Annotated in this window: 18 protein-coding genes; 10 read left to right on the forward strand and 8 right to left on the reverse strand. The window is 61.7% G+C overall.

All coding sequences use genetic code 11. From position 1 onward, the window contains the following. Positions 1-12: 12 nt before the first annotated feature. The 8 genes from BC1002_RS25680 to BC1002_RS25710 all read right to left on the reverse strand — a co-directional run bounded on the left by BC1002_RS25680 (position 13) and on the right by BC1002_RS25710 (position 9556). Positions 13-273 carry a hypothetical protein gene (locus BC1002_RS25680; RefSeq protein ID WP_013092922.1) on the reverse strand — a complete coding sequence of 87 codons (261 nt, stop codon included), beginning with the start codon at positions 271-273 and terminating at the stop codon, positions 13-15. After that, the gene (locus BC1002_RS36685; RefSeq protein WP_311734608.1) at positions 254-676 is read right to left on the reverse strand and encodes a DUF2778 domain-containing protein; all 423 of its coding nucleotides are present in this window, start codon (positions 674-676) and stop codon (positions 254-256) included. The genes BC1002_RS25680 and BC1002_RS36685 overlap by 20 nt, the downstream gene beginning before the upstream one ends. Positions 677-1273: 597 nt before the next feature. Beyond that, positions 1274-3988: an aconitate hydratase AcnA gene (gene acnA / locus BC1002_RS25685; RefSeq protein WP_013092924.1), complete on the reverse strand. Its 2715-nt coding sequence runs from the start codon at positions 3986-3988 to the stop codon at positions 1274-1276. A gap of 42 nt (positions 3989-4030) precedes the next feature. Then, entirely contained in the window at positions 4031-5482 is a 1452-nt protein-coding gene (locus tag BC1002_RS25690; RefSeq protein WP_013092925.1) for a bifunctional 2-methylcitrate dehydratase/aconitate hydratase, read from the reverse strand. Positions 5483-5506: 24 nt separating this feature from the next. Continuing rightward, a complete protein-coding gene (locus BC1002_RS25695) occupies positions 5507-6010 on the reverse strand; it encodes a hypothetical protein (protein WP_013092926.1) in 504 nt (167 codons plus the stop codon). 101 nt (positions 6011-6111) lie between these two features. Then, on the reverse strand, positions 6112-7299 hold the full coding sequence (prpC, locus tag BC1002_RS25700) for a bifunctional 2-methylcitrate synthase/citrate synthase (protein ID WP_013092927.1): 1188 nt from the start codon (positions 7297-7299) through the stop codon (positions 6112-6114). Positions 7300-7356: 57 nt separating this feature from the next. Beyond that, a complete protein-coding gene (locus tag BC1002_RS25705) occupies positions 7357-8373 on the reverse strand; it encodes an HpcH/HpaI aldolase/citrate lyase family protein (protein WP_013092928.1) in 1017 nt (338 codons plus the stop codon). Between the two features lie 199 nt (positions 8374-8572). Beyond that, the gene (locus BC1002_RS25710) at positions 8573-9556 is read right to left on the reverse strand and encodes a malate dehydrogenase (protein ID WP_013092929.1); all 984 of its coding nucleotides are present in this window, start codon (positions 9554-9556) and stop codon (positions 8573-8575) included. A gap of 534 nt (positions 9557-10090) precedes the next feature. On the opposite strand from BC1002_RS25710, the gene BC1002_RS25715 reads away from it, so the two are divergent. The 10 genes from BC1002_RS25715 to leuD all read left to right on the forward strand — a co-directional run bounded on the left by BC1002_RS25715 (position 10091) and on the right by leuD (position 18711). Further along, entirely contained in the window at positions 10091-10891 is an 801-nt protein-coding gene (locus BC1002_RS25715) for a GntR family transcriptional regulator (RefSeq protein ID WP_013092930.1), read from the forward strand. Positions 10892-11048: 157 nt separating this feature from the next. Next, positions 11049-11465, forward strand: coding sequence for a succinate dehydrogenase, cytochrome b556 subunit (sdhC, locus tag BC1002_RS25720; RefSeq protein ID WP_013092931.1), 417 nt, complete (start codon positions 11049-11051; stop codon positions 11463-11465). A 3-nt stretch (positions 11466-11468) separates the two neighbouring features. Further along, a complete protein-coding gene (gene sdhD / locus BC1002_RS25725; protein ID WP_013092932.1) occupies positions 11469-11837 on the forward strand; it encodes a succinate dehydrogenase, hydrophobic membrane anchor protein in 369 nt (122 codons plus the stop codon). 4 nt (positions 11838-11841) lie between these two features. Next, positions 11842-13617 carry a succinate dehydrogenase flavoprotein subunit gene (gene sdhA, locus BC1002_RS25730; RefSeq protein ID WP_013092933.1) on the forward strand — a complete coding sequence of 592 codons (1776 nt, stop codon included), beginning with the start codon at positions 11842-11844 and terminating at the stop codon, positions 13615-13617. Positions 13618-13643: 26 nt separating this feature from the next. Continuing rightward, positions 13644-14348, forward strand: coding sequence for a succinate dehydrogenase iron-sulfur subunit (locus tag BC1002_RS25735; RefSeq protein ID WP_008924387.1), 705 nt, complete (start codon positions 13644-13646; stop codon positions 14346-14348). 84 nt (positions 14349-14432) lie between these two features. Next, positions 14433-14705 carry an FAD assembly factor SdhE gene (locus BC1002_RS25740; protein ID WP_008924386.1) on the forward strand — a complete coding sequence of 91 codons (273 nt, stop codon included), beginning with the start codon at positions 14433-14435 and terminating at the stop codon, positions 14703-14705. 72 nt (positions 14706-14777) lie between these two features. Further along, positions 14778-16079 carry a citrate synthase gene (gene gltA / locus BC1002_RS25745; protein ID WP_013092934.1) on the forward strand — a complete coding sequence of 434 codons (1302 nt, stop codon included), beginning with the start codon at positions 14778-14780 and terminating at the stop codon, positions 16077-16079. Positions 16080-16398: 319 nt separating this feature from the next. Next, positions 16399-17808 carry a 3-isopropylmalate dehydratase large subunit gene (gene leuC / locus BC1002_RS25750; RefSeq protein WP_013092935.1) on the forward strand — a complete coding sequence of 470 codons (1410 nt, stop codon included), beginning with the start codon at positions 16399-16401 and terminating at the stop codon, positions 17806-17808. Positions 17809-17813: 5 nt separating this feature from the next. Beyond that, the gene (locus BC1002_RS25755) at positions 17814-17972 is read left to right on the forward strand and encodes an entericidin A/B family lipoprotein (protein WP_013092936.1); all 159 of its coding nucleotides are present in this window, start codon (positions 17814-17816) and stop codon (positions 17970-17972) included. Positions 17973-18057: 85 nt separating this feature from the next. Continuing rightward, on the forward strand, positions 18058-18711 hold the full coding sequence (gene leuD / locus BC1002_RS25760) for a 3-isopropylmalate dehydratase small subunit (protein WP_013092937.1): 654 nt from the start codon (positions 18058-18060) through the stop codon (positions 18709-18711). Positions 18712-18782 lie beyond the last annotated feature (71 nt).

Genomic DNA, 18782 nt, shown 5'->3' on the forward strand with positions numbered 1-18782 from the left:
CGGCGCTTGCATTTACTGCTTTGTGCGAAAGTGCCGCCAAAGTCTCGCCAGGATCGAATACGCCGCGATGGTCACGAGCAGGTCTATAACCATCATTGCCACGATATAGAACAGTTCAATATCGGCAACTCCGAATGCTTCTGAGATCACGATTAAATATTGTTGTTGCTGTAACGTCATTGGCATCGGATAGGTATGAACGTACCGAACCGCTAAAAAATACAATCCGCAAAACAGCAGCGCCTTGGCGGCCCTACGGGCAAGTGTTTCCATTTGTAATTACCTCGATGCAGCCATATGCGCGTATGCCTGAATTGCCAGTCGGGATTGTTTTAGTTCGAAGGAGCACTTGCCGAAGCTTTCGGAAGTCCACGAGGTTTTGCAGCGTAATGCACCCAAACGAATGTCCACCTCCCCCGGAAGGATGGAGGCGGAAATTGCCGCGCTTTACGCCATTCACCCACGTCCAGTCATCAATCAAGCCGTCGTCTCGGTACAGCGCGAACCAATCAGTGTGGCGAGTCGGAGCGCCTATTGCACTGTTCCATGCGTCAGTAAGATAGGCTTCAGCTCTCGAACGGAAACCACCGCTAGGCCGATCAACTATCCAGTATCTGCAAGCGGGTAAAGGACCAAAATTGACTAGAGCAGTGCATCCACCCCGGTTACGATAAATACCATCGCCCGAGAATGCAGGAAATGACCGATACCCGGTATGACCAGCGACAAAACGGGTTTGTTATCGACAACGAATTTTCCGTGTAAAGCCATAGGTTTAATAAGACTCTTTTGATTGAGAGCAGCATTTCACGTTGGAGGATCTCTGGCCCGCCCGGAATCGATTGTGGCGTCAAGGCGGAACCTTCACCATAGGCGGACGGGCCGCTGGTCGCCACATGGACGCGCAAAGAAAAGGCTTGGTAGATTCATGCCAACCTTTATCGCTTGTGTTCAGCGGGGAAGACTTGCTTATTGGCGGCGGTCCAATGCTAGGTGCGTATGTCGGGCGCAGGCATCAGACAATTCGGAAAAGCCGGGACGTGCGCGATGGTCGTCAACTATCCGCACCTGCAGTGCAGTGCAATCGAGCAACTCTGCCTCCTGACCTCCATCAAGTCAGGCTCAGGTTACGCAATCGCTTCCCCCAGGCTCCACGGTTTCCTGCGATGAACCAAAAAAAAGCCCGACCTGAGGTCGGGCTCCAAAGTCGGCTGCGCCCTCCACAGGACGCAGCCCCTGCAAAACAGCGAGGCTACATGCGTTGCCGCGGGGCTTAAGCAGCCAGCAGCGAGCGCAGCACGAACGGCAGAATCCCGCCGTGCTTGTAGTAGTCGACTTCGATCGGCGTGTCGATACGCAGCAGCACCGGAACGCGCTTGTCGCCGTCCTTGCCGTGGATCACGAGCGTGACTTCCTGTTGCGGCTTGAAGTCGTCGCCGAGGCCTTCGATGTCGTACGTTTCTTCGCCGGTGATGCCGAGCGACTGCACGCTATCCGAGCCCTTGAACTGCAGCGGCAGAACGCCCATGCCGACGAGGTTCGAACGGTGGATGCGTTCGAAGCTGCGTGCGACCACGGCCTTCACGCCCAGCAGCTGCGTACCCTTGGCCGCCCAGTCACGCGACGACCCGGTGCCGTACTCTTCGCCCGCGAACACGATGGTCGGGGTATCGGCGTCGATGTACTTCATCGCCGCGTCGTAGATCGACAGCTGTTCGCCGCTCGGCTGGTGAATCGTCAGGCCGCCTTCGACGCGCGTGCCGTCCGCCTTCGCCGGGATCATCAGGTTCTTGATACGGACGTTCGCGAACGTGCCGCGCATCATCACGTCGTGGTTGCCGCGACGCGAGCCGTAGCTGTTGAAGTCGGCCTTCTGCACGCCGTTTTCCTTCAGCCAACGGCCTGCCGGCGAGTCTTCCTTGATCGAGCCTGCCGGGCTGATGTGGTCAGTCGTGACCGAGTCACCGAAGATGCCCAGCGCGCGCGCGCCCTTGACCGGCGCGATGCTGGAAGCCGGCGTCATCGAGAAGTCCTTGCCGAAGAACGGCGGCTCGGCGATGTAGGTCGACTTCGGCCAGTCGTAGACCTGACCTTCTTCGCCCTCGATCTTGCTCCACAGGTCGCCCTTCTTCGTGAGCTGCGAGTAGTTCTTGCGGAACGCGTCGGCATCCATCGCGTACTTCAGCAGCGCGTTGACTTCGTCGCTGGTCGGCCAGATGTCGCCGAGGTAGATGTCCTTACCGCCCTTGCCCTTGCCGACCGGCTCGGTCATCAGGTCGCGCGTGATGTTGCCCGCGATCGCATACGCGACGACGAGCGGCGGCGACGCGAGGAAGTTCGCGCGGATGTTCGGGTGGATACGCGCTTCGAAATTACGGTTGCCTGACAGTACCGCTGCGGCGACGATGTCGTTCTTCGTGATCGCGTCGTTCAGTTCCGGCGTCAGGTCGCCCGCGTTGCCGATACAGGTCGTGCAGCCGTATGCGGCCAGCGTGAAGCCGAGCTTGTCGAGGTACTTCAGCAGGTCGGTCTTCGTCAGGTACTCGGTGACGATGCGCGATCCCGGAGCCAGCGAGGTCTTGATGTGCGGAGCGACCGTCAGCCCAGCCTCGACAGCCTTCTTCGCGAGCAGACCGGCGGCGAGCAGCACGCTCGGGTTCGACGTGTTCGTGCACGACGTGATCGCGGCGATCAGCACGTCGCCGTTCTTCACGTCGACGCCGTTGCTCGTCGTGTATTGCGCGTCGAGATCGGCGGCCTTTTTCGCGAAGCCGTTTTCAGCGACCGGCTTCGAGAACAGGTCGGTGAAGGTCGACTTCACGTGGCCGATCTCGATGCGGTCCTGCGGACGCTTCGGGCCTGCCAGCGACGGCGCGACCGTGGCGAGATCCAGCGTGACGACCTTCGTGTAGTCGATGTCGCCATCGGCCGGAATGCCGAACAGCTCCTGCGCCTTGAAGTAGTTCTCGAACGCCGAGATTTCCGCGTCCGTGCGGCCCGTGCCGTGGAAGAAGTCGATGGTCTTTTCGTCGACCGGGAAGAAGCCCATCGTCGCGCCGTATTCCGGCGCCATGTTGCCGATCGTCGCGCGGTCCGGCACCGACAGCGAGCGCGTGCCTTCGCCGAAGAACTCGACGAACTTGCCGACGACCTTCTCCTTACGCAGCAGTTCGGTGATCGTCAGCACGAGGTCGGTCGCGGTCACGCCTTCGATCAGCTTGCCCTTCAGATGCACACCGACGACGTCCGGCGTCAGGAAGTACACCGGCTGGCCGAGCATGCCTGCTTCGGCTTCGATACCGCCCACGCCCCAGCCGACCACGCCGATGCCGTTGATCATCGTCGTGTGGCTGTCCGTGCCGACCAGCGAATCCGGGTAGTACACGGTATCCGCGCCGTCGGCCTTCTTGTGCACGCCGCGCGCGAGATACTCGAGATTCACCTGGTGAACGATGCCGACGCCCGGCGGCACGACCTTGAAGGTATCGAACGCCTGCATGCCCCACTTCATGAACTGGTAGCGCTCGTTGTTGCGCTGGAATTCCAGCTTCATGTTCAGGTCGAGCGCATTCTTCTCGCGGAAGTGGTCGATCTGCACCGAGTGGTCGACGACGAGGTCCACCGGCACCAGCGGCTCGATCGACTTCGGGTTCTTGCCGACGGCCTTCGCGACGCCGCGCATTGCGGCGATGTCGGCGAGCAGAGGCACGCCGGTGAAGTCCTGCAGCACGACGCGCGACACGACGAACGGGATTTCATCGACGCGCGCCGCGTTCGGCTTCCAGTTTGCGAGTTGCGTCACATGTTCTTCGGCGATTTTCTTGCCGTCGTAGTTGCGCAGCACCGATTCCAGCACGATACGGATCGAGACCGGCAGACGGTCGATTTTGAGGTTCAGAGCCTTGCCGAGTTGCGGCAGGGAGTAGAACTTGCCTTTGCCGGAACCGCTGTCGAATTCCTTGAGCGTTTTGTGGAGGTTGTGGGCCATGGTGTTTTCCTTGGTTTGGATCGCGGAACTACAGTACTCAGCCTAGATGACGTAAAGATCGACGTATTCATTGACCGGCGTCGCCTCGAGCTTGGCCTGGTCGAGCGATACGTCGAGAATCGCCAGTTGTTGCTTGACCGGAAAGCGCCGCGCGAGGTTGGTCTTGAACTTCTCGACCAGCAACGGAATACCGTCCTCACGACGGCGCTTATGACCGATCGGGTATTCGACTACTACTTCCCCGAACTTCGACCCGTCGTTGAATTCGATCGTCAGTGCATTGGCGATCGAACGCTTCTCGGGGTCGTGATAATCCTTCGTGAACTGTGGGTCTTCTACGCATTCCATTTTCGCGCGCAACGCATCGATACGCGAGTCCTGCGCCACTGAATCTTCGTAATCGGCGGCCGTCAGACGGCCGAAAATCAGCGGCACCGCGATCATGTACTGGATGCAATGATCACGGTCGGCCGGATTGTTCAGCGGGCCTTTTTTATCGATGATGCGAATTGCCGCTTCGTGCGTGCGGATCGTCACGCGGCGAATGTCTTCGACGCTCCGGCCTTGGCGCGCGAGCTGCGTATGCAGCGCGAGCGCGGCTTCCGCAGCGGTTTGCGCGTGGAACTCGGCCGGAAACGAGATCTTGAACAGCACGTTTTCCATCACGTACGAGCCGTACGGACGCTGGAACTGGAACGCGTTGCCGTTGAACAGCACGTCGTAGAAGCCCCAGGTTTTCGCGCTGAGCACCGACGGATAGCCCATCTCGCCGGTCTTCGAGATCAGCGCGAGGCGCACGGCGCGCGAGGTGGCGTCGCCGGCGGCCCACGATTTGCGCGAACCGGTGTTCGGCGCATGGCGGTAGGTGCGCAGCGCCTGCCCATCGACGAGCGCCTGCGATACCGCGTTGATCAGCTCGTCGCGCGTGAGGCCGATCAACTGGCCGACCACCGCGGTCGACGCGAGCTTGACCAGCAGCACATGATCGAGCCCGACCTTGTTGAACGAGTTCTCGAGCGCGATGCAGCCTTGAATTTCGTGCGCCTTGATCATCGCGATCAGGACGTCTTTCATCGTCAGCGGTGCTTTGCCGGCTGCGATGGCGGTACGCGAGAGCCAGTCGGCCGTCGCGAGAATGCCGCCGAGGTTATCGGACGGATGGCCCCATTCGGCCGCGAGCCAGGTGTCGTTGAAATCCAGCCAGCGGATCATCGCGCCGATGTTGAAGGCGGCCTGAACCGGGTCCAGCTGGAACGACGTGCCCGGCACCTTCGCGCCGTTGGGGACGATCGTGCCTGCCACGATCGGTCCCATCAGCTTGGTGCAGGCCGGGTAGGTAAGCGCCTCGAGTCCGCAACCGAGCGTGTCGATCAGGCAATGACGCGCGGTTTCCAGCGCGAGCGCGCTGTCGATCCGGTAATCCAGCACGTAGTCGACGATATCGACCAGGACGACGTCCGGGGCGGGTCGTACGTTGGAGATCGGAGCGGACATCGGGGGCTTCCCTGGCGGCGAAAATCAGTTGCCGGTCTTGTTGATCGCGTTCGATTGCGTTGCAGCCGGCGCGCCCTGTTCCATCGCGACCGTCTTGCACTCGTCGGCGAGACGCGAGCTGTCCTTGTCCTGGAACAGCATGGCCTTCGTCGGGATCACGACGAGGTCCATACCGGTGGCTGCGTCGTGGAAGCGGTCGGCGCCCGTCGTGGTCGCTTCGCGCGGCAGGTTGTAGTTCTTGTTCGCCCAGTGAACCGTGACGATCTGGTCACGCTTCATGTCGCCTTTCATTTCGAAAGCCAGACCGTCCTTGCACGACCACTTTTCCGACCCTTCCGGGATCGGATCGACCTTTGCTTCCTTCACCGGATTGGCCTTGCGCTTGACCAGGCGGCGCGGCTCCGGGCGCTTGGCGACGGCCTTCTTCGTGGTGGTGGTGGCCGTGTCCGCAGCAGCGGCGTCAGTCGCGACGGTCAGCATCGTCGTAGACAGGGCGCCAATCATGGCGGCGATCATCAGCTTTTTCATGGAGAAAACCTTTCTATCAAAATCAGTTAAACAGTGCGCGGACGACCGGTCCGGCGGCCGCGCGGGTTGAACTGCACGCGCTGTGGAGCGCACAGCGACCGCTATTTTCTCCTATTTAGCGGCACGTACTTTAAATTCTCGGGTCCGATGTAATTCGCGCTCGGCCGGATGATCTTGTTGTCGATGCGCTGCTCGATGATGTGCGCGCTCCAGCCTGCCGTACGCGAGATCACGAACAGCGGCGTGAACATCGCGGTCGGCACGCCCATCATGTGGTACGACACCGCGCTGAACCAGTCGAGGTTCGGGAACATCTTCTTCGCTTCCCACATCACCGATTCGAGCCGTTCGGCGATAGAGAACAGTTTCGTGTTGCCCGCTTCCTTCGACAGCTTCTTCGCGACTTCCTTGATGACCTTGTTACGCGGGTCCGAGATCGTGTACACCGGGTGGCCGAAGCCGATCACGACTTCCTTGTTCTCGACGCGGCGGCGGATGTCGGCTTCGGCTTCGTCGGGCGTCTGGTAGCGCGACTGGATTTCGAACGCGACTTCGTTGGCGCCGCCGTGCTTCGGGCCGCGCAGCGCGCCGATCGCGCCGGTGATCGCCGAGTACATGTCCGAGCCCGTGCCCGCGATCACGCGGCCCGTGAACGTCGACGCATTGAACTCGTGCTCCGCGTACAGGTTCAGCGACACGTGCATCGCATCGACCCACGCCTTCGACGGCTCGACGCCATGCAGCAGATGCAGGAAATGGCCGCCGATCGAATCGTCGTCGGTTTCGACCTCGATGCGCTTGCCGTTGTGCGAGTAGTGATACCAGTACAGCAGCATCGAGCCGAGCGAGGCCATCAGCTTGTCGGCGATGTCGCGCGCACCGGGCAGGTTGTGATCGTCCTTCTCCGGCAGCACCGTGCCGAGCACCGACACGCCGGTGCGCATCACGTCCATCGGATGCGCGGCGGCCGGAATCCATTCGAGCGCGGCCTTCACGTTGGCGGGCAGGCCGCGCATCGACTTCAGCCTGGTCTTGTAGGCGGTCAGTTCGGCCTGCGTGGGCAGCTTGCCGTGGACCAGCAGGTAGGCGACCTCCTCGAATTCGCACGCCTCGGCAATGTCGAGAATGTCGTAGCCGCGATAGTGCAGATCGTTGCCGGTCTTGCCAACCGTGCACAGCGCGGTGTTGCCCGCGGTCACGCCCGACAGCGCGACGGATTTCTTCGGTTTGAAGCCGCTTTGCGTTTCGTTGCCGCCTGTTGCGTCAGCGGCTTGCGTCGTCTCGCTCATGTTCCGCCTTCTCCTGTGTGCCGGCTCATCGCTGCTGCCGTTTGAAAAACGCGTCGCTTATGCCAGCGACTGTCCGTTAGCGCCCAGTTGCGCAAAGAGCGGCGTCGCCTCTTGCGGAACAGCGCGGCCGGTGCTCTGCGCGCGGCGCAGCACCGACCAGTAGTAGCGGTAGCTCGCGCGGTCGTGCAGCGTATCACCGTGACGCGTCGGGCCCCAATGCGCGGACTGCGCGGCCAGCAGGATTTCGGTGGCCGTCGCGATTTCTTCGTCGCGCGGCGCGAACGCGGCGACGATCGCCTCGATCTGCGCGGGATGGATGCTCCACATGCGCGTGTAGCCGAACTCATTGCGGGCGCGCTGCGCGTCGTTCGCGACCACGCTCATGTCGCGCACTTCCGTGCTGACGTTGTGCGACGGCACCTTGCCGTACGCATGGCAGGCCGCCGAAATCTCGAGCTTCGCGCGCCGCACGAGCGGATGATCGAATTGGCCCGGCGAGCGCATCGCGGTATCGGGGATCGCGCCATCGTGCGCGGAGACGAAGTCCATCAGGCCGAAGCTCAGCGCCTCGACGCCCGGCAGCGCGGCCAGTTCGAACACGCGCGTGAGCGCGCCGTGGGTTTCGACCAGCAACTGCACTGGCACTGGCTGCGTGATGCCGAGTTCGCGCCGCGTCGCCTCGATGAACGCGATCATTTCGGCGGCATCGTGGACATTGCGGATTTTCGGCAGCGTGATGTAAGCGGGTGCCCGCTTGGCGGCGCGCAGAATGAGGCGGACGTCGTCGCGCCAGTGCGTGTGAGCGAAGTCGTGGATGCGCACGCCGACGCGGCCGAAGCGGTCATGCTCGGTGCCCAGCAGCGATGCGACCAGTTCCGCGTGCTCGGCCTCGCGGCCCACTTGCGCGCCGTCTTCGCAATCGAGCGTGATATCGAACACCGGGCCGAGTTGCTGCTGTAACGCGAGCGACTTCAGCATCAGCTTTTCGCTGCCGGCGTAGTGATCGCAGGCGGGCAGCACAGCGGGCGGCGCTTCGCCCTCAAACAGCACTTCGGCGGGTGTGAGAACGCGCATCTTCGGCGTGTAGGGCGTGGTGAGGATTAGGGATGTCGGATTCGGGCGCGCTCTGCGCGAGCGCTGTCGGGCGACGGCAAAGCACGTGCGAATCAGAGGCGAATGGCGACGATCGCAGCGCCATGCGCACGAAAAAAACCGGAACCCGCCGCGCTGACGCTTCGGAGTTCCGGTTCATCGGCATCAGATGATCAGATGCTTAGCCGAGCAGGTGCTGAACGCCGTCGCGCTCTTCCAGCAGTTCCTGCAGCGTGGCGTCCATCTTTTCGCGCGAGAACGCGTCGATTGCCAGACCTTCGACGCGCTTGTACTCGCCGTTTTCGCAGGTCACCGGCACGCCGTAGATGATGTCTTCAGGGATGCCGTACGAGCCGTCCGACGGGATGCCCATCGTGACCCACTTGCCGTTTGTGCCGAGGACCCAGTCACGCACGTGATCGATCGCAGCGTTGGCCGCCGATGCCGCCGACGACAGGCCGCGCGCTTCGATGATCGCCGCGCCGCGCTTGCCGACGGTCGGGATGAACGTGTTGCGATTCCATTCTTCGTCGTTGATCAGCTTGGTCAGGTCCTGGCCTTCAGCCGTTGCGACGCGGAAGTCCGGGTACATGGTCGGAGAGTGGTTACCCCACACGGCGAGCTTTTCGATCGACGCGACCGGCTTGCCCGACTTGGCGGCCAGTTGCGACAGCGCGCGGTTGTGATCCAGACGCAGCATTGCGGTGAAGTTCTTCTTCGGCAGATCCGGCGCCGACTTCATTGCGATGTACGCGTTTGTGTTGGCCGGGTTGCCGACCACCAGAACCTTCACGTCGCGGCTGGCGACTTCGTTCAGCGCCTTGCCCTGAACCGTGAAGATTTCGGCGTTGGCCGACAGCAGATCCTTGCGCTCCATGCCCTTCGAACGCGGACGCGCGCCGACGAGCAGTGCAATGTCAGCGTCCTTGAACGCGACCTTCGGGTCGTCCGTGATCACGACGCCCGACAGCAGCGGGAATGCGCAATCATCCAGTTCCATCACGACGCCTTTGACGGCGGCTTGCGCTTGCGGCAGATCGAGCAGTTGCAGGATCACCGGCTGGTCCTTGCCGAGCAGGTCGCCATTGGCGATGCGGAACAGCAGGGAGTAAGCGATTTGACCTGCGGCGCCAGTGACGGCAACGCGCTTTGCGGGCTTAGCCATTGAGAAATCTCCAGGACGATGCGTTAGACGCTAGGGAAAACGCCATTCTATATGCGCGTTCAGCGAAGCGTTGTGAAACACGGCGGAATTCACTGTTCGCGTGCGGGCTCGGAATGTGCCGAGACGGCGCGCTGGGCAAGACCGCCGTGCCGGAAATCTGTACTACCGAGCGGGGACGGGATGGCCCAGGGCTTACGCCGGGCTGGGCCGCAACTGCACGGTGCGGGCTCCTGCAAACAGCGCGTTTCGGCGGGTGTCGGGCCAACGGCTGCAACACGGATACAGCACGCGAATGCAACGGATGGCGGCGAATCGAAACCTGGACTGCGTAGGGGACGGCATGGTGCAGAGTGGCTGCCGGAGCATCGCGGCGCTGCATCGAACAGCTGGCGCAAAATCCCGCAAACCCTTGCTCGACAAGGAGTGTAGGAGTCGAAACCGACAAAGTCAACAGTATCTTATGTCTTATATAAGACACATCTATTGAAGGGAAAACCCTAGACGTGCCCCAGCGCTTTATGATGAAATGCGCGCATGAATTCGAACCCGGCGAATCCTGTGAACCCGAATGGCCAGGGGGCCGCGGGCGAAGGTGTATCCGCTGTTTCCGCTGCTGCGTCGCCTACTTTTAGCCCTTTGTATCAGCAGATCAAAGGCTTGATTACGCAGAGTCTCGAAAGCGGCGAATGGAAGCCGGGCGAGATCATTCCTAGTGAAGTCGAACTGGCCGCGCGTTTCAAGGTGAGCCAGGGTACGGTGCGCAAGGCGATCGACGAACTGGCCGCCGATAACCTGCTGGTGCGCCGTCAGGGCAAGGGCACCTTCGTTGCGACGCACAACGAAGAGCGCGCGCAATTCCGCTTCCTGAGACTGCTCGCCGACGACGGCGCCGAGCATCCGCACGTGAGCCGTCTGCTCGAATGCCGGCGGCTGCGCGCATCGGCTGAAATCGCCCGGCAGCTCGATCTGAAGCCGGCCGATCCGGTCGTGCTGATCAAGCGTTTGCTGCAGTTCGACGGCGAAGTGACTGTGCTCGACGAGATCTGGCTGCCAGGCGCCGTATTCCGCGGGCTCACGCTCGAGCGGCTTTCGGAGTACAAGGGTCCCCTCTACGCGATGTTCGAGACGGAATTCGGCACTCGCATGATTCGCGCGACGGAAAAAATCCGCGCGGTCGCGGCGGAGCCTTCCGTGGCGGACCTGCTGCATGTGCCGGCGGGTTTTCCGTTGCTCTCGGTCGAGCGCGTGTCCTATACCTATGGGGACCGGCCGGTTGAAGTCCGGCGAGGTTGGTATGTCACAACCGGGTATTACTATCAGAACGATCTGAGCTGAATCGGGCTGAAACGAGGCGCGGCGTCCCACACGCGTGCCGATCGGAAGGCGCTTTCATTGCGCGCGCAGCAAAGGACCTAGCGTGGTTTTCGCTGCAGCGCGTTATAAAAAGGCGCTAAAATTGCGGATTAGTGTGACTACATAGTAGGGGTCTAGCATGGCAGAAGCGGTAAAGAAACCGAGGCCGGAATTCCGGAACATCGGTATTGGGCAAATATTGACGGCATACCGTCTCCCGCTGGCGGGGCGCGTGTCGATTCTGCATCGCGTGAGCGGTGCCTTGTTGTTTCTTTTCCTTCCGTTCCTGCTGTTCCTCTTCGATCAGAGCCTGACTTCCGAACTGAGCTTCGAAGTCTTCAAGGGCTTCCTCTCCAACATCATCGTCAAGCTGATCACGCTGGTTCTCGCGTGGGCTTTCCTGTTCCACTTCTGCGCCGGCATCCGTCACCTCCTGATGGATACGAATCACGATGCCGTGTCGAAGGAAAAGGGCAAGTCGACCTCTATCGTCGTGTTCGTCGTGTCGTCGCTGCTCACTATCGCATTCGCGGCAAAACTGTTCGGAGCATTCTAAAAAATGGCAGCCAATAACCGAATCGGTTCGAAGCGTCTCGTCGTCGGCGCGCATTACGGTCTGCGCGACTGGCTCGCGCAACGCGTCACCGCCGTCGTGATGGCGGTGTACACGGTGATCCTGCTTGCATGGTTCTTCCTCGCGCGCGACTTCTCGTACGACGGCTGGGCGTCGATCTTCGCGACGCAGTGGATGAAGCTCGCCACGTTCGTCACGCTTCTCTCGCTGTTCTATCACGCGTGGGTGGGTGTGCGCGACATCTGGATGGACTACGTGAAGCCCGTTGGCACGCGTCTCGTCCTGCAGGCGCTGACGATCCTCTGGCTGCTCGCATGTGCGGGCTACGCTGCGCAGATTCTCTGGAGAGTATAAAAGCATGGTTGCAATCAAGAATTCTCTGCCGCGTCGCAAGTTTGACGTGGTTATCGTCGGCGCGGGCGGCTCGGGGATGCGCGCGTCGCTGCAACTGGCGCGCGCCGGTCTGTCGGTTTGCGTGCTGTCCAAAGTGTTTCCGACGCGTTCGCACACGGTTGCTGCCCAGGGCGGCATCGGCGCTTCGCTCGGCAACATGAGCGAAGACAACTGGCACTATCACTTCTACGACACGATCAAGGGCTCCGACTGGCTCGGCGACCAGGATGCGATCGAGTTCATGTGCCGTGAAGCACCGAACGCCGTCTACGAACTCGAACACTTCGGCATGCCGTTCGACCGTAACGCCGACGGCACGATCTATCAGCGCCCGTTCGGCGGCCACACCGCGAATTACGGCGAAAAGCCGGTGCAACGCGCCTGCGCGGCGGCTGACCGTACCGGTCACGCGCTGCTGCACACGCTGTACCAGCAGAACGTTGCCGCCAAGACGCAATTCTTCGTCGAATGGATGGCGCTGGACCTGATCCGCGACGCCGACGGCGACGTGCTCGGCGTGACCGCGCTGGAAATGGAAACGGGCGACGTCTACATCCTCGAAGGCAAGACCACGCTGTTCGCCACGGGCGGCGCGGGCCGGATCTTCGCGGCATCGACCAACGCGTTCATCAACACCGGTGACGGCCTCGGCATGGCGGCCCGTTCGGGCATCGCGCTGCAGGACATGGAATTCTGGCAATTCCACCCGACCGGCGTGGCCGGCGCGGGCGTGCTGATCACCGAAGGCGTGCGCGGCGAAGGCGGTATTCTGCGCAACTCGAACGGCGAGCGTTTCATGGAACGCTACGCACCGACGCTGAAGGACCTGGCGCCGCGCGACTTCGTTTCGCGTTCGATGGACCAGGAAATCAAGGAAGGCCGCGGCGTGGGTCCGAACAAGGATCACGTGCTGCTCGACCTGTCGCACATCGGCGCCGAGACGATCATGAAGCGTCTGCCGTCGATCCGCGAAATCGCGCTGAAGTTCGCGAACGTCGACTGCATCAAGGAGCCGATCCCGGTCGTGCCGACCATCCACTACCAGATGGGCGGTATCCCGACGAACATCAACGGCCAGGTCGTCGGTACGCCGAAGGGCCACGAAGAAGTCGTCAACGGTTTCTACGCAGTGGGCGAATGCTCGTGCGTGTCGGTGCACGGTGCGAACCGTCTCGGCACGAACTCGCTGCTCGACCTCGTGGTGTTCGGCCGCGCTGCCGGCAACCACATCGTCAAGCACGTGAAGGAACTGAAGGAACACAAGCCGCTGCCGGCTGATGCAGCCGACTTCTCACTGTCGCGTCTGGCGAAGCTCGATAGCTCGTCGTCGGGCGAGTACGCACAGTCGGTCGCGAACGACATCCGCGGCACGATGCAGAAGCACGCTGGCGTGTTCCGTACGTCCGCGCTGCTGGCCGAAGGCGTCGAAGCCATCCGCGAAGTGGCGGCACGCGTCGACAACATCCATCTGAAGGACAAGTCGAAGGTCTTCAACACGGCCCGCGTCGAAGCGCTGGAAGTGGCGAACCTGATCGAAGTGGCGCGCGCCACGATGGTCTCCGCCGAAGCGCGCAAGGAAAGCCGTGGCGCGCACGCGCAAAACGACTTCGAACATCGCGACGACGAAAACTGGCTGCGCCATACGTTGTGGTTCAGCGAAGGCGATCGCCTCGACTACAAGCCGGTTCACATGAAGCCGCTGACCGTCGAATCGGTTCCGCCGAAAGCGCGTACCTTCTAAGGCACAAGTCAAAGGAATTCAGAGAAATGGCCAAGCGTACATTTGAAATTTACCGCTACGATCCGGACAAGGACGCCGCTCCGCGCATGCAAACGTACGAGATCGAAATCGACTCGCACGAACGCATGCTGCTCGACGCTCTCGTCAAGTTGAAGGCACTGGACGAAACCCTGTCGTTCCGTCGCTCGTGCCGCGAAGGCGTGTGCGGTTCGGACGCAATGAACATCAACGGCAAGAACGGCCTCGCGTGCCTGACGAACCTGAACGACCTGCCGCAGAAGATCGTGCTGCGTCCGCTGCCGGGCCTGCCCGTCGTGCGTGACCTGATCTGCGACTTCACGCAGTTCTTCAACCAGTATCACTCGATCAAGCCGTACCTGATCAACGATACGCCGCCGCCGGAAAAGGAACGCCTGCAGTCGCCGGAAGAACGCGACGAGCTCGACGGCCTGTACGAATGTATCCTGTGCGCGAGCTGCTCGACGTCGTGCCCGAGCTTCTGGTGGAACCCGGACAAGTTCGTCGGCCCGGCTGGTCTGCTGCAAGCCTACCGCTTCATCGCGGATAGCCGCGACCAGGCAACCGGTGAGCGCCTCGACAACCTGGAAGACCCGTATCGTCTGTTCCGTTGCCACACGATCATGAACTGCGTCGACGTTTGCCCGAAGGGTCTTAACCCGACCAAGGCAATCGGCAAGATCAAGGAATTGATGGTTCGCCGCGCTGTCTAGTATCAATGAGCCCCGCGCTCCCTGGCGCGTGCTGTCCCCGAGAGGGCAGTCAGTGCGCTTGGGCGCGGTGCGGGGTGTACCGACATGACCGATACATCGCATCAGTCCGACCCTCTCCGCCGCGCGCGTCTTCGCTGGCGCGCACGGCGGGGCCTGCTGGAAAACGACCTGATTTTCGAGCGTTTTTTCAGCCGATATGAGCATGACCTCAGCGATGCCGACGTTGGCGCACTCACGCGCCTGCTCGAGCTGAGCGATAACGACCTGATGGACTTGCTGCTCGCACGCAAGGAACCAGAAGGCGATCTAGCCGACCCGGACGTGGTCCGGGTTCTGGAGTTGCTGCGCAATGCTTGAGCGCCGCCAGTCCGTTGTTCCAGGCGTGCAATTATCGAAACCCTGTATCCATACTTCGATTGAGGATGTGCTATGACCCCGTCAGATGTTAAAGCCACGCTATCGTTCAGCGACAATTCGCCGAGCGTTGAAATGCCGATTTACAAGGGCACGATTGGCCCGGATGTAATCGACATTCGCAAACTGTACGGCCAGACCGGCAAATTCACGTACGACCCGGGCTTCATGTCGACGGCGGCGTGCAATTCGGCGATCACCTACATCGACGGCGACAAGGGCGAACTGCTCTACCGCGGCTACGCGATCGACAACCTCGCGCAAAACGCCGACTTCCTCGAAACCTGCTACCTGTTGCTGAACGGCGAGCTGCCGAACGAAAAGCAGAAGACCGAATTCGTCGGCACCGTCACGAAGCACACGATGGTGCACGAGCAGATGCAGTTCTTTTTTCGCGGCTTCCGTCGCGACGCGCACCCGATGGCGATTCTGGTTGCCGCAGTCGGCGCGCTGTCGGCGTTCTATCACGACTCGCTCGACATCAATAACCCGCGTCACCGCGAAGTGTCGGCGATCCGCATGATCGCGAAGCTGCCTACGCTGGTGGCAATGGCGTACAAGTACAGCATCGGCCAGCCGTTCGTGTATCCGAAGAACGACCTGTCGTACAGCGCAAACTTCATGCGCATGATGTTCTCGAACCCGTGCGAAGAGTACGTGGTCAACGACGTGCTGGTGCGCGCGCTCGACCGTATCCTGATCCTGCACGCGGACCACGAGCAGAACGCGTCGACGTCGACCGTGCGTCTCGCCGGTTCGTCGGGCGCGAATCCGTTCGCGTGTATCGCGGCCGGTATCGCGTGTCTGTGGGGCCCGGCGCACGGCGGCGCGAACGAAGCAGCGCTGAACATGCTGGAAGAGATCGGCTCGGTCGACAACATTCCTGAGTTCATCAAGCAGGTGAAGGACAAGAACTCGGGCGTGAAGCTGATGGGCTTTGGCCACCGCGTGTACAAGAACTACGACCCGCGCGCGAAGCTGATGCGCGAAACCTGCCACGAAGTGCTCGAAGAGCTGGGCCTGCACGACGACCCGCTGTTCAAGCTCGCGATGGAGCTCGAAAAGATCGCGCTCGAAGACGAATACTTCGTGTCGCGCAAGCTGTACCCGAACGTCGACTTCTACTCGGGTATCGTGCAGCGCGCGCTGGGCATTCCGACGTCGATGTTCACGTGCATCTTCGCGATGGCACGCACGGTGGGCTGGATTGCACAGTGGAACGAAATGATCGCCGATCCTGAGCAGAAGATTGGCCGTCCGCGTCAGCTGTTCATCGGCGAGACGCTGCGTCAAGCGAAGCCGATCGCGCAGCGCTAAGCGCTGATCGACCTCGATACGTGCGCTTGGCCGCGGCATTCGTGCCGCGCACAAGCGCGAAGTCGAAGAAATTAAAACGCCTCAACGGGTCTACCGTTGGGGCGTTCCTGTTTCTGCGGCCGCCGCGGGTCGCGCATGCGGCGCATTGGTGCTGGCGCTCGCGGACGCTTGCCGGGTAACACCGATACAGGTATTGGCACTACCAGCCAACTCTATGTTTTTTATCGGTTTTTTCGCTCTTTAAGCAGCCCATCGCGGTGCGGCGCGTGGCATAATCGACCGACACAGTCAGCCCGCAGTCATTACTACCCCGCATACCATGGCACAGACTCTCTACGACAAATTGTGGAACACGCACGTGGTCCACACGGAAGACGACGGCACAGCGATTCTTTACATCGACCGTCACCTGCTGCATGAAGTGACCAGCCCGCAGGCGTTCGAAGGCCTGAAAATGGCCCACCGTCCGGTGTGGCGCATCAGCGCGAATCTGGCCGTGTCCGATCACAACGTGCCGACCACGGACCGCAGCCACGGCATCGCCGATCCGGTCTCGAAGCTGCAGGTCGACACGCTCGACACGAACTGCGACGCCTTCGGCATCACGCAGTTCAAGATGAACGACCAGCGCCAGGGCATCGTCCACATCATCGGGCCGGAACAGGGTGCTACGCTGCCGGGTATGACGATCGTCTGCGGCGACTCGCACACGTCCACGCACGGCGCGTTCGGCGCGCTCGCGCACGGCATCGGCACGTCCGAAGTCGAGCACGTGCTGGCCACGCAGACGCTGTTGCAGAAGAAGAGCAAGAACATGCTCGTGAAGGTCGAGGGCCAACTGCCGCGCGGCTGTACCGCGAAGGACATCGTGCTCGCGATCATCGGCAAGATCGGCACCGCGGGCGGTACCGGCTACGCGATGGAATTCGGCGGCTCGACGATCCGTTCGCTGACGATGGAAGGCCGCATGACGGTCTGCAACATGGCGATCGAAGCGGGCGCGCGCGCCGGCATGGTCGCCGTCGACGACACCACGGTCGAATACCTGAAAGGCCGCCCGTTCTCGCCGCAGGGCGCCGAGTGGGATCACGCGGTCGAGTACTGGAAGCAGTTCAAGTCAGACGAGGGCGCGCACTTCGATCACGTGGTCGAGTTGAACGCCGCCGAAATCGTGCCGCAGGTCACGTGGGGCACGTCGCCGGAAATGGTTACGCCGGTCGACGGCCGCGTGCCGGATCCGGAGCGCGAGAAGGACCCGGTCAAGCGCGACGCGATGGAACGCGCGCTCAAGTACATGGCGCTCGAGCCGAACGCGCCGATCGAGTCGATCAAGCCGGATAAAATCTTCATCGGGTCGTGCACCAACGCGCGCATCGAAGACATTCGCGCCGCGGCTTACGTCGTGAAGAAGCTCGGCCGCCGCGTCGCGCCGAACATCCGTCTGGCGATGGTCGTGCCGGGTTCGGGTCTCGTGAAGGCGCAGGCGGAGCGTGAAGGCCTCGACAAGGTCTTTACCGAGGCCGGGTTCGAATGGCGTGAACCGGGTTGCTCGATGTGTCTGGCAATGAACGCCGACCGGCTCGAGCCGGGCGAGCGCTGCGCGTCCACGTCGAATCGGAACTTCGAAGGTCGTCAGGGCGCCGGTGGGCGCACGCACCTGGTGAGCCCCGCAATGGCCGCGGCTGCAGCCATCGAAGGGCATTTCGTCGACATTCGCAAGCTTGGATGAATCGCATGATGAAGAACATGAATCGCATCACTCTATTGCGCCGCTTCGCACTCGGCACGCTCGCCGGGCTGCTGCTCGGGCTGGCCGGATGCAACACGGTGCACGGATTCGGCCAGGACATGTCGCACCTCGGCAATTCGATCAGCAATCACGCTGAGAAATAAGCGGTTTTTGATTTTTGCCGGCGATGCGGCGCGGGGGTTTCCAGCCGCCGGTCGCATCGCCCGGTCCTGAACAGGCGCAAGCGTCATGGATAAATTCATCGTACACACCGGCGTCGTGGCGCCGCTCGATCGCGAGAACGTCGACACGGACGCGATCATTCCGAAGCAGTTCCTGAAGTCGATCAAGCGCACCGGTTTCGGTCCGAACGCGTTCGACGAATGGCGCTACCTCGACCACGGCGAACCGGGCCAGGACAACTCGAAGCGCCCGCTGAACCCGGACTTCGTGCTGAACCAGCCGCGCTACCAGGGCGCCTCGGTGCTGCTCGCGCGCAAGAACTTCGGCTGCGGCAGCTCGCGCGAACACGCCCCCTGGGCATTGCAGCAGTACGGCTTTCGCGCGCTGATCGCGCCGAGCTTCGCCGACATCTTTTACAACAACTGCTTCAAGAACGGCGTGCTGCCGATCGTGCTGACCGAACAGCAGGTCGATCATCTGTTCAACGAGACGTATGCGTTCAACGGCTTCGAGCTGACCATCGACCTCGAAGCGCAAGTCGTGCGCACGGCCGACGGCGGCACCGAATATCCGTTCGAAGTCGCGGCGTTCCGCAAGTACTGCCTGCTGAACGGTTTCGACGACATCGGCCTCACGCTGCGTCACGAGGACAAGATCCGCCAGTTCGAAGCGGAGCGTCTCGCGAAGCAACCGTGGTTGAACAATCGCCTCGTTCGTTAACCGAACCCGTGAGAGCGTAGGCGCGTGAAGTCCGCGCGCGCGCGTCGGTTTGCGCCAGAAAGACTCGAAAA

Origin of the sequence: Paraburkholderia atlantica, assembly GCF_000092885.1 — a bacterium.
GTDB lineage: Bacteria > Pseudomonadota > Gammaproteobacteria > Burkholderiales > Burkholderiaceae > Paraburkholderia > Paraburkholderia atlantica.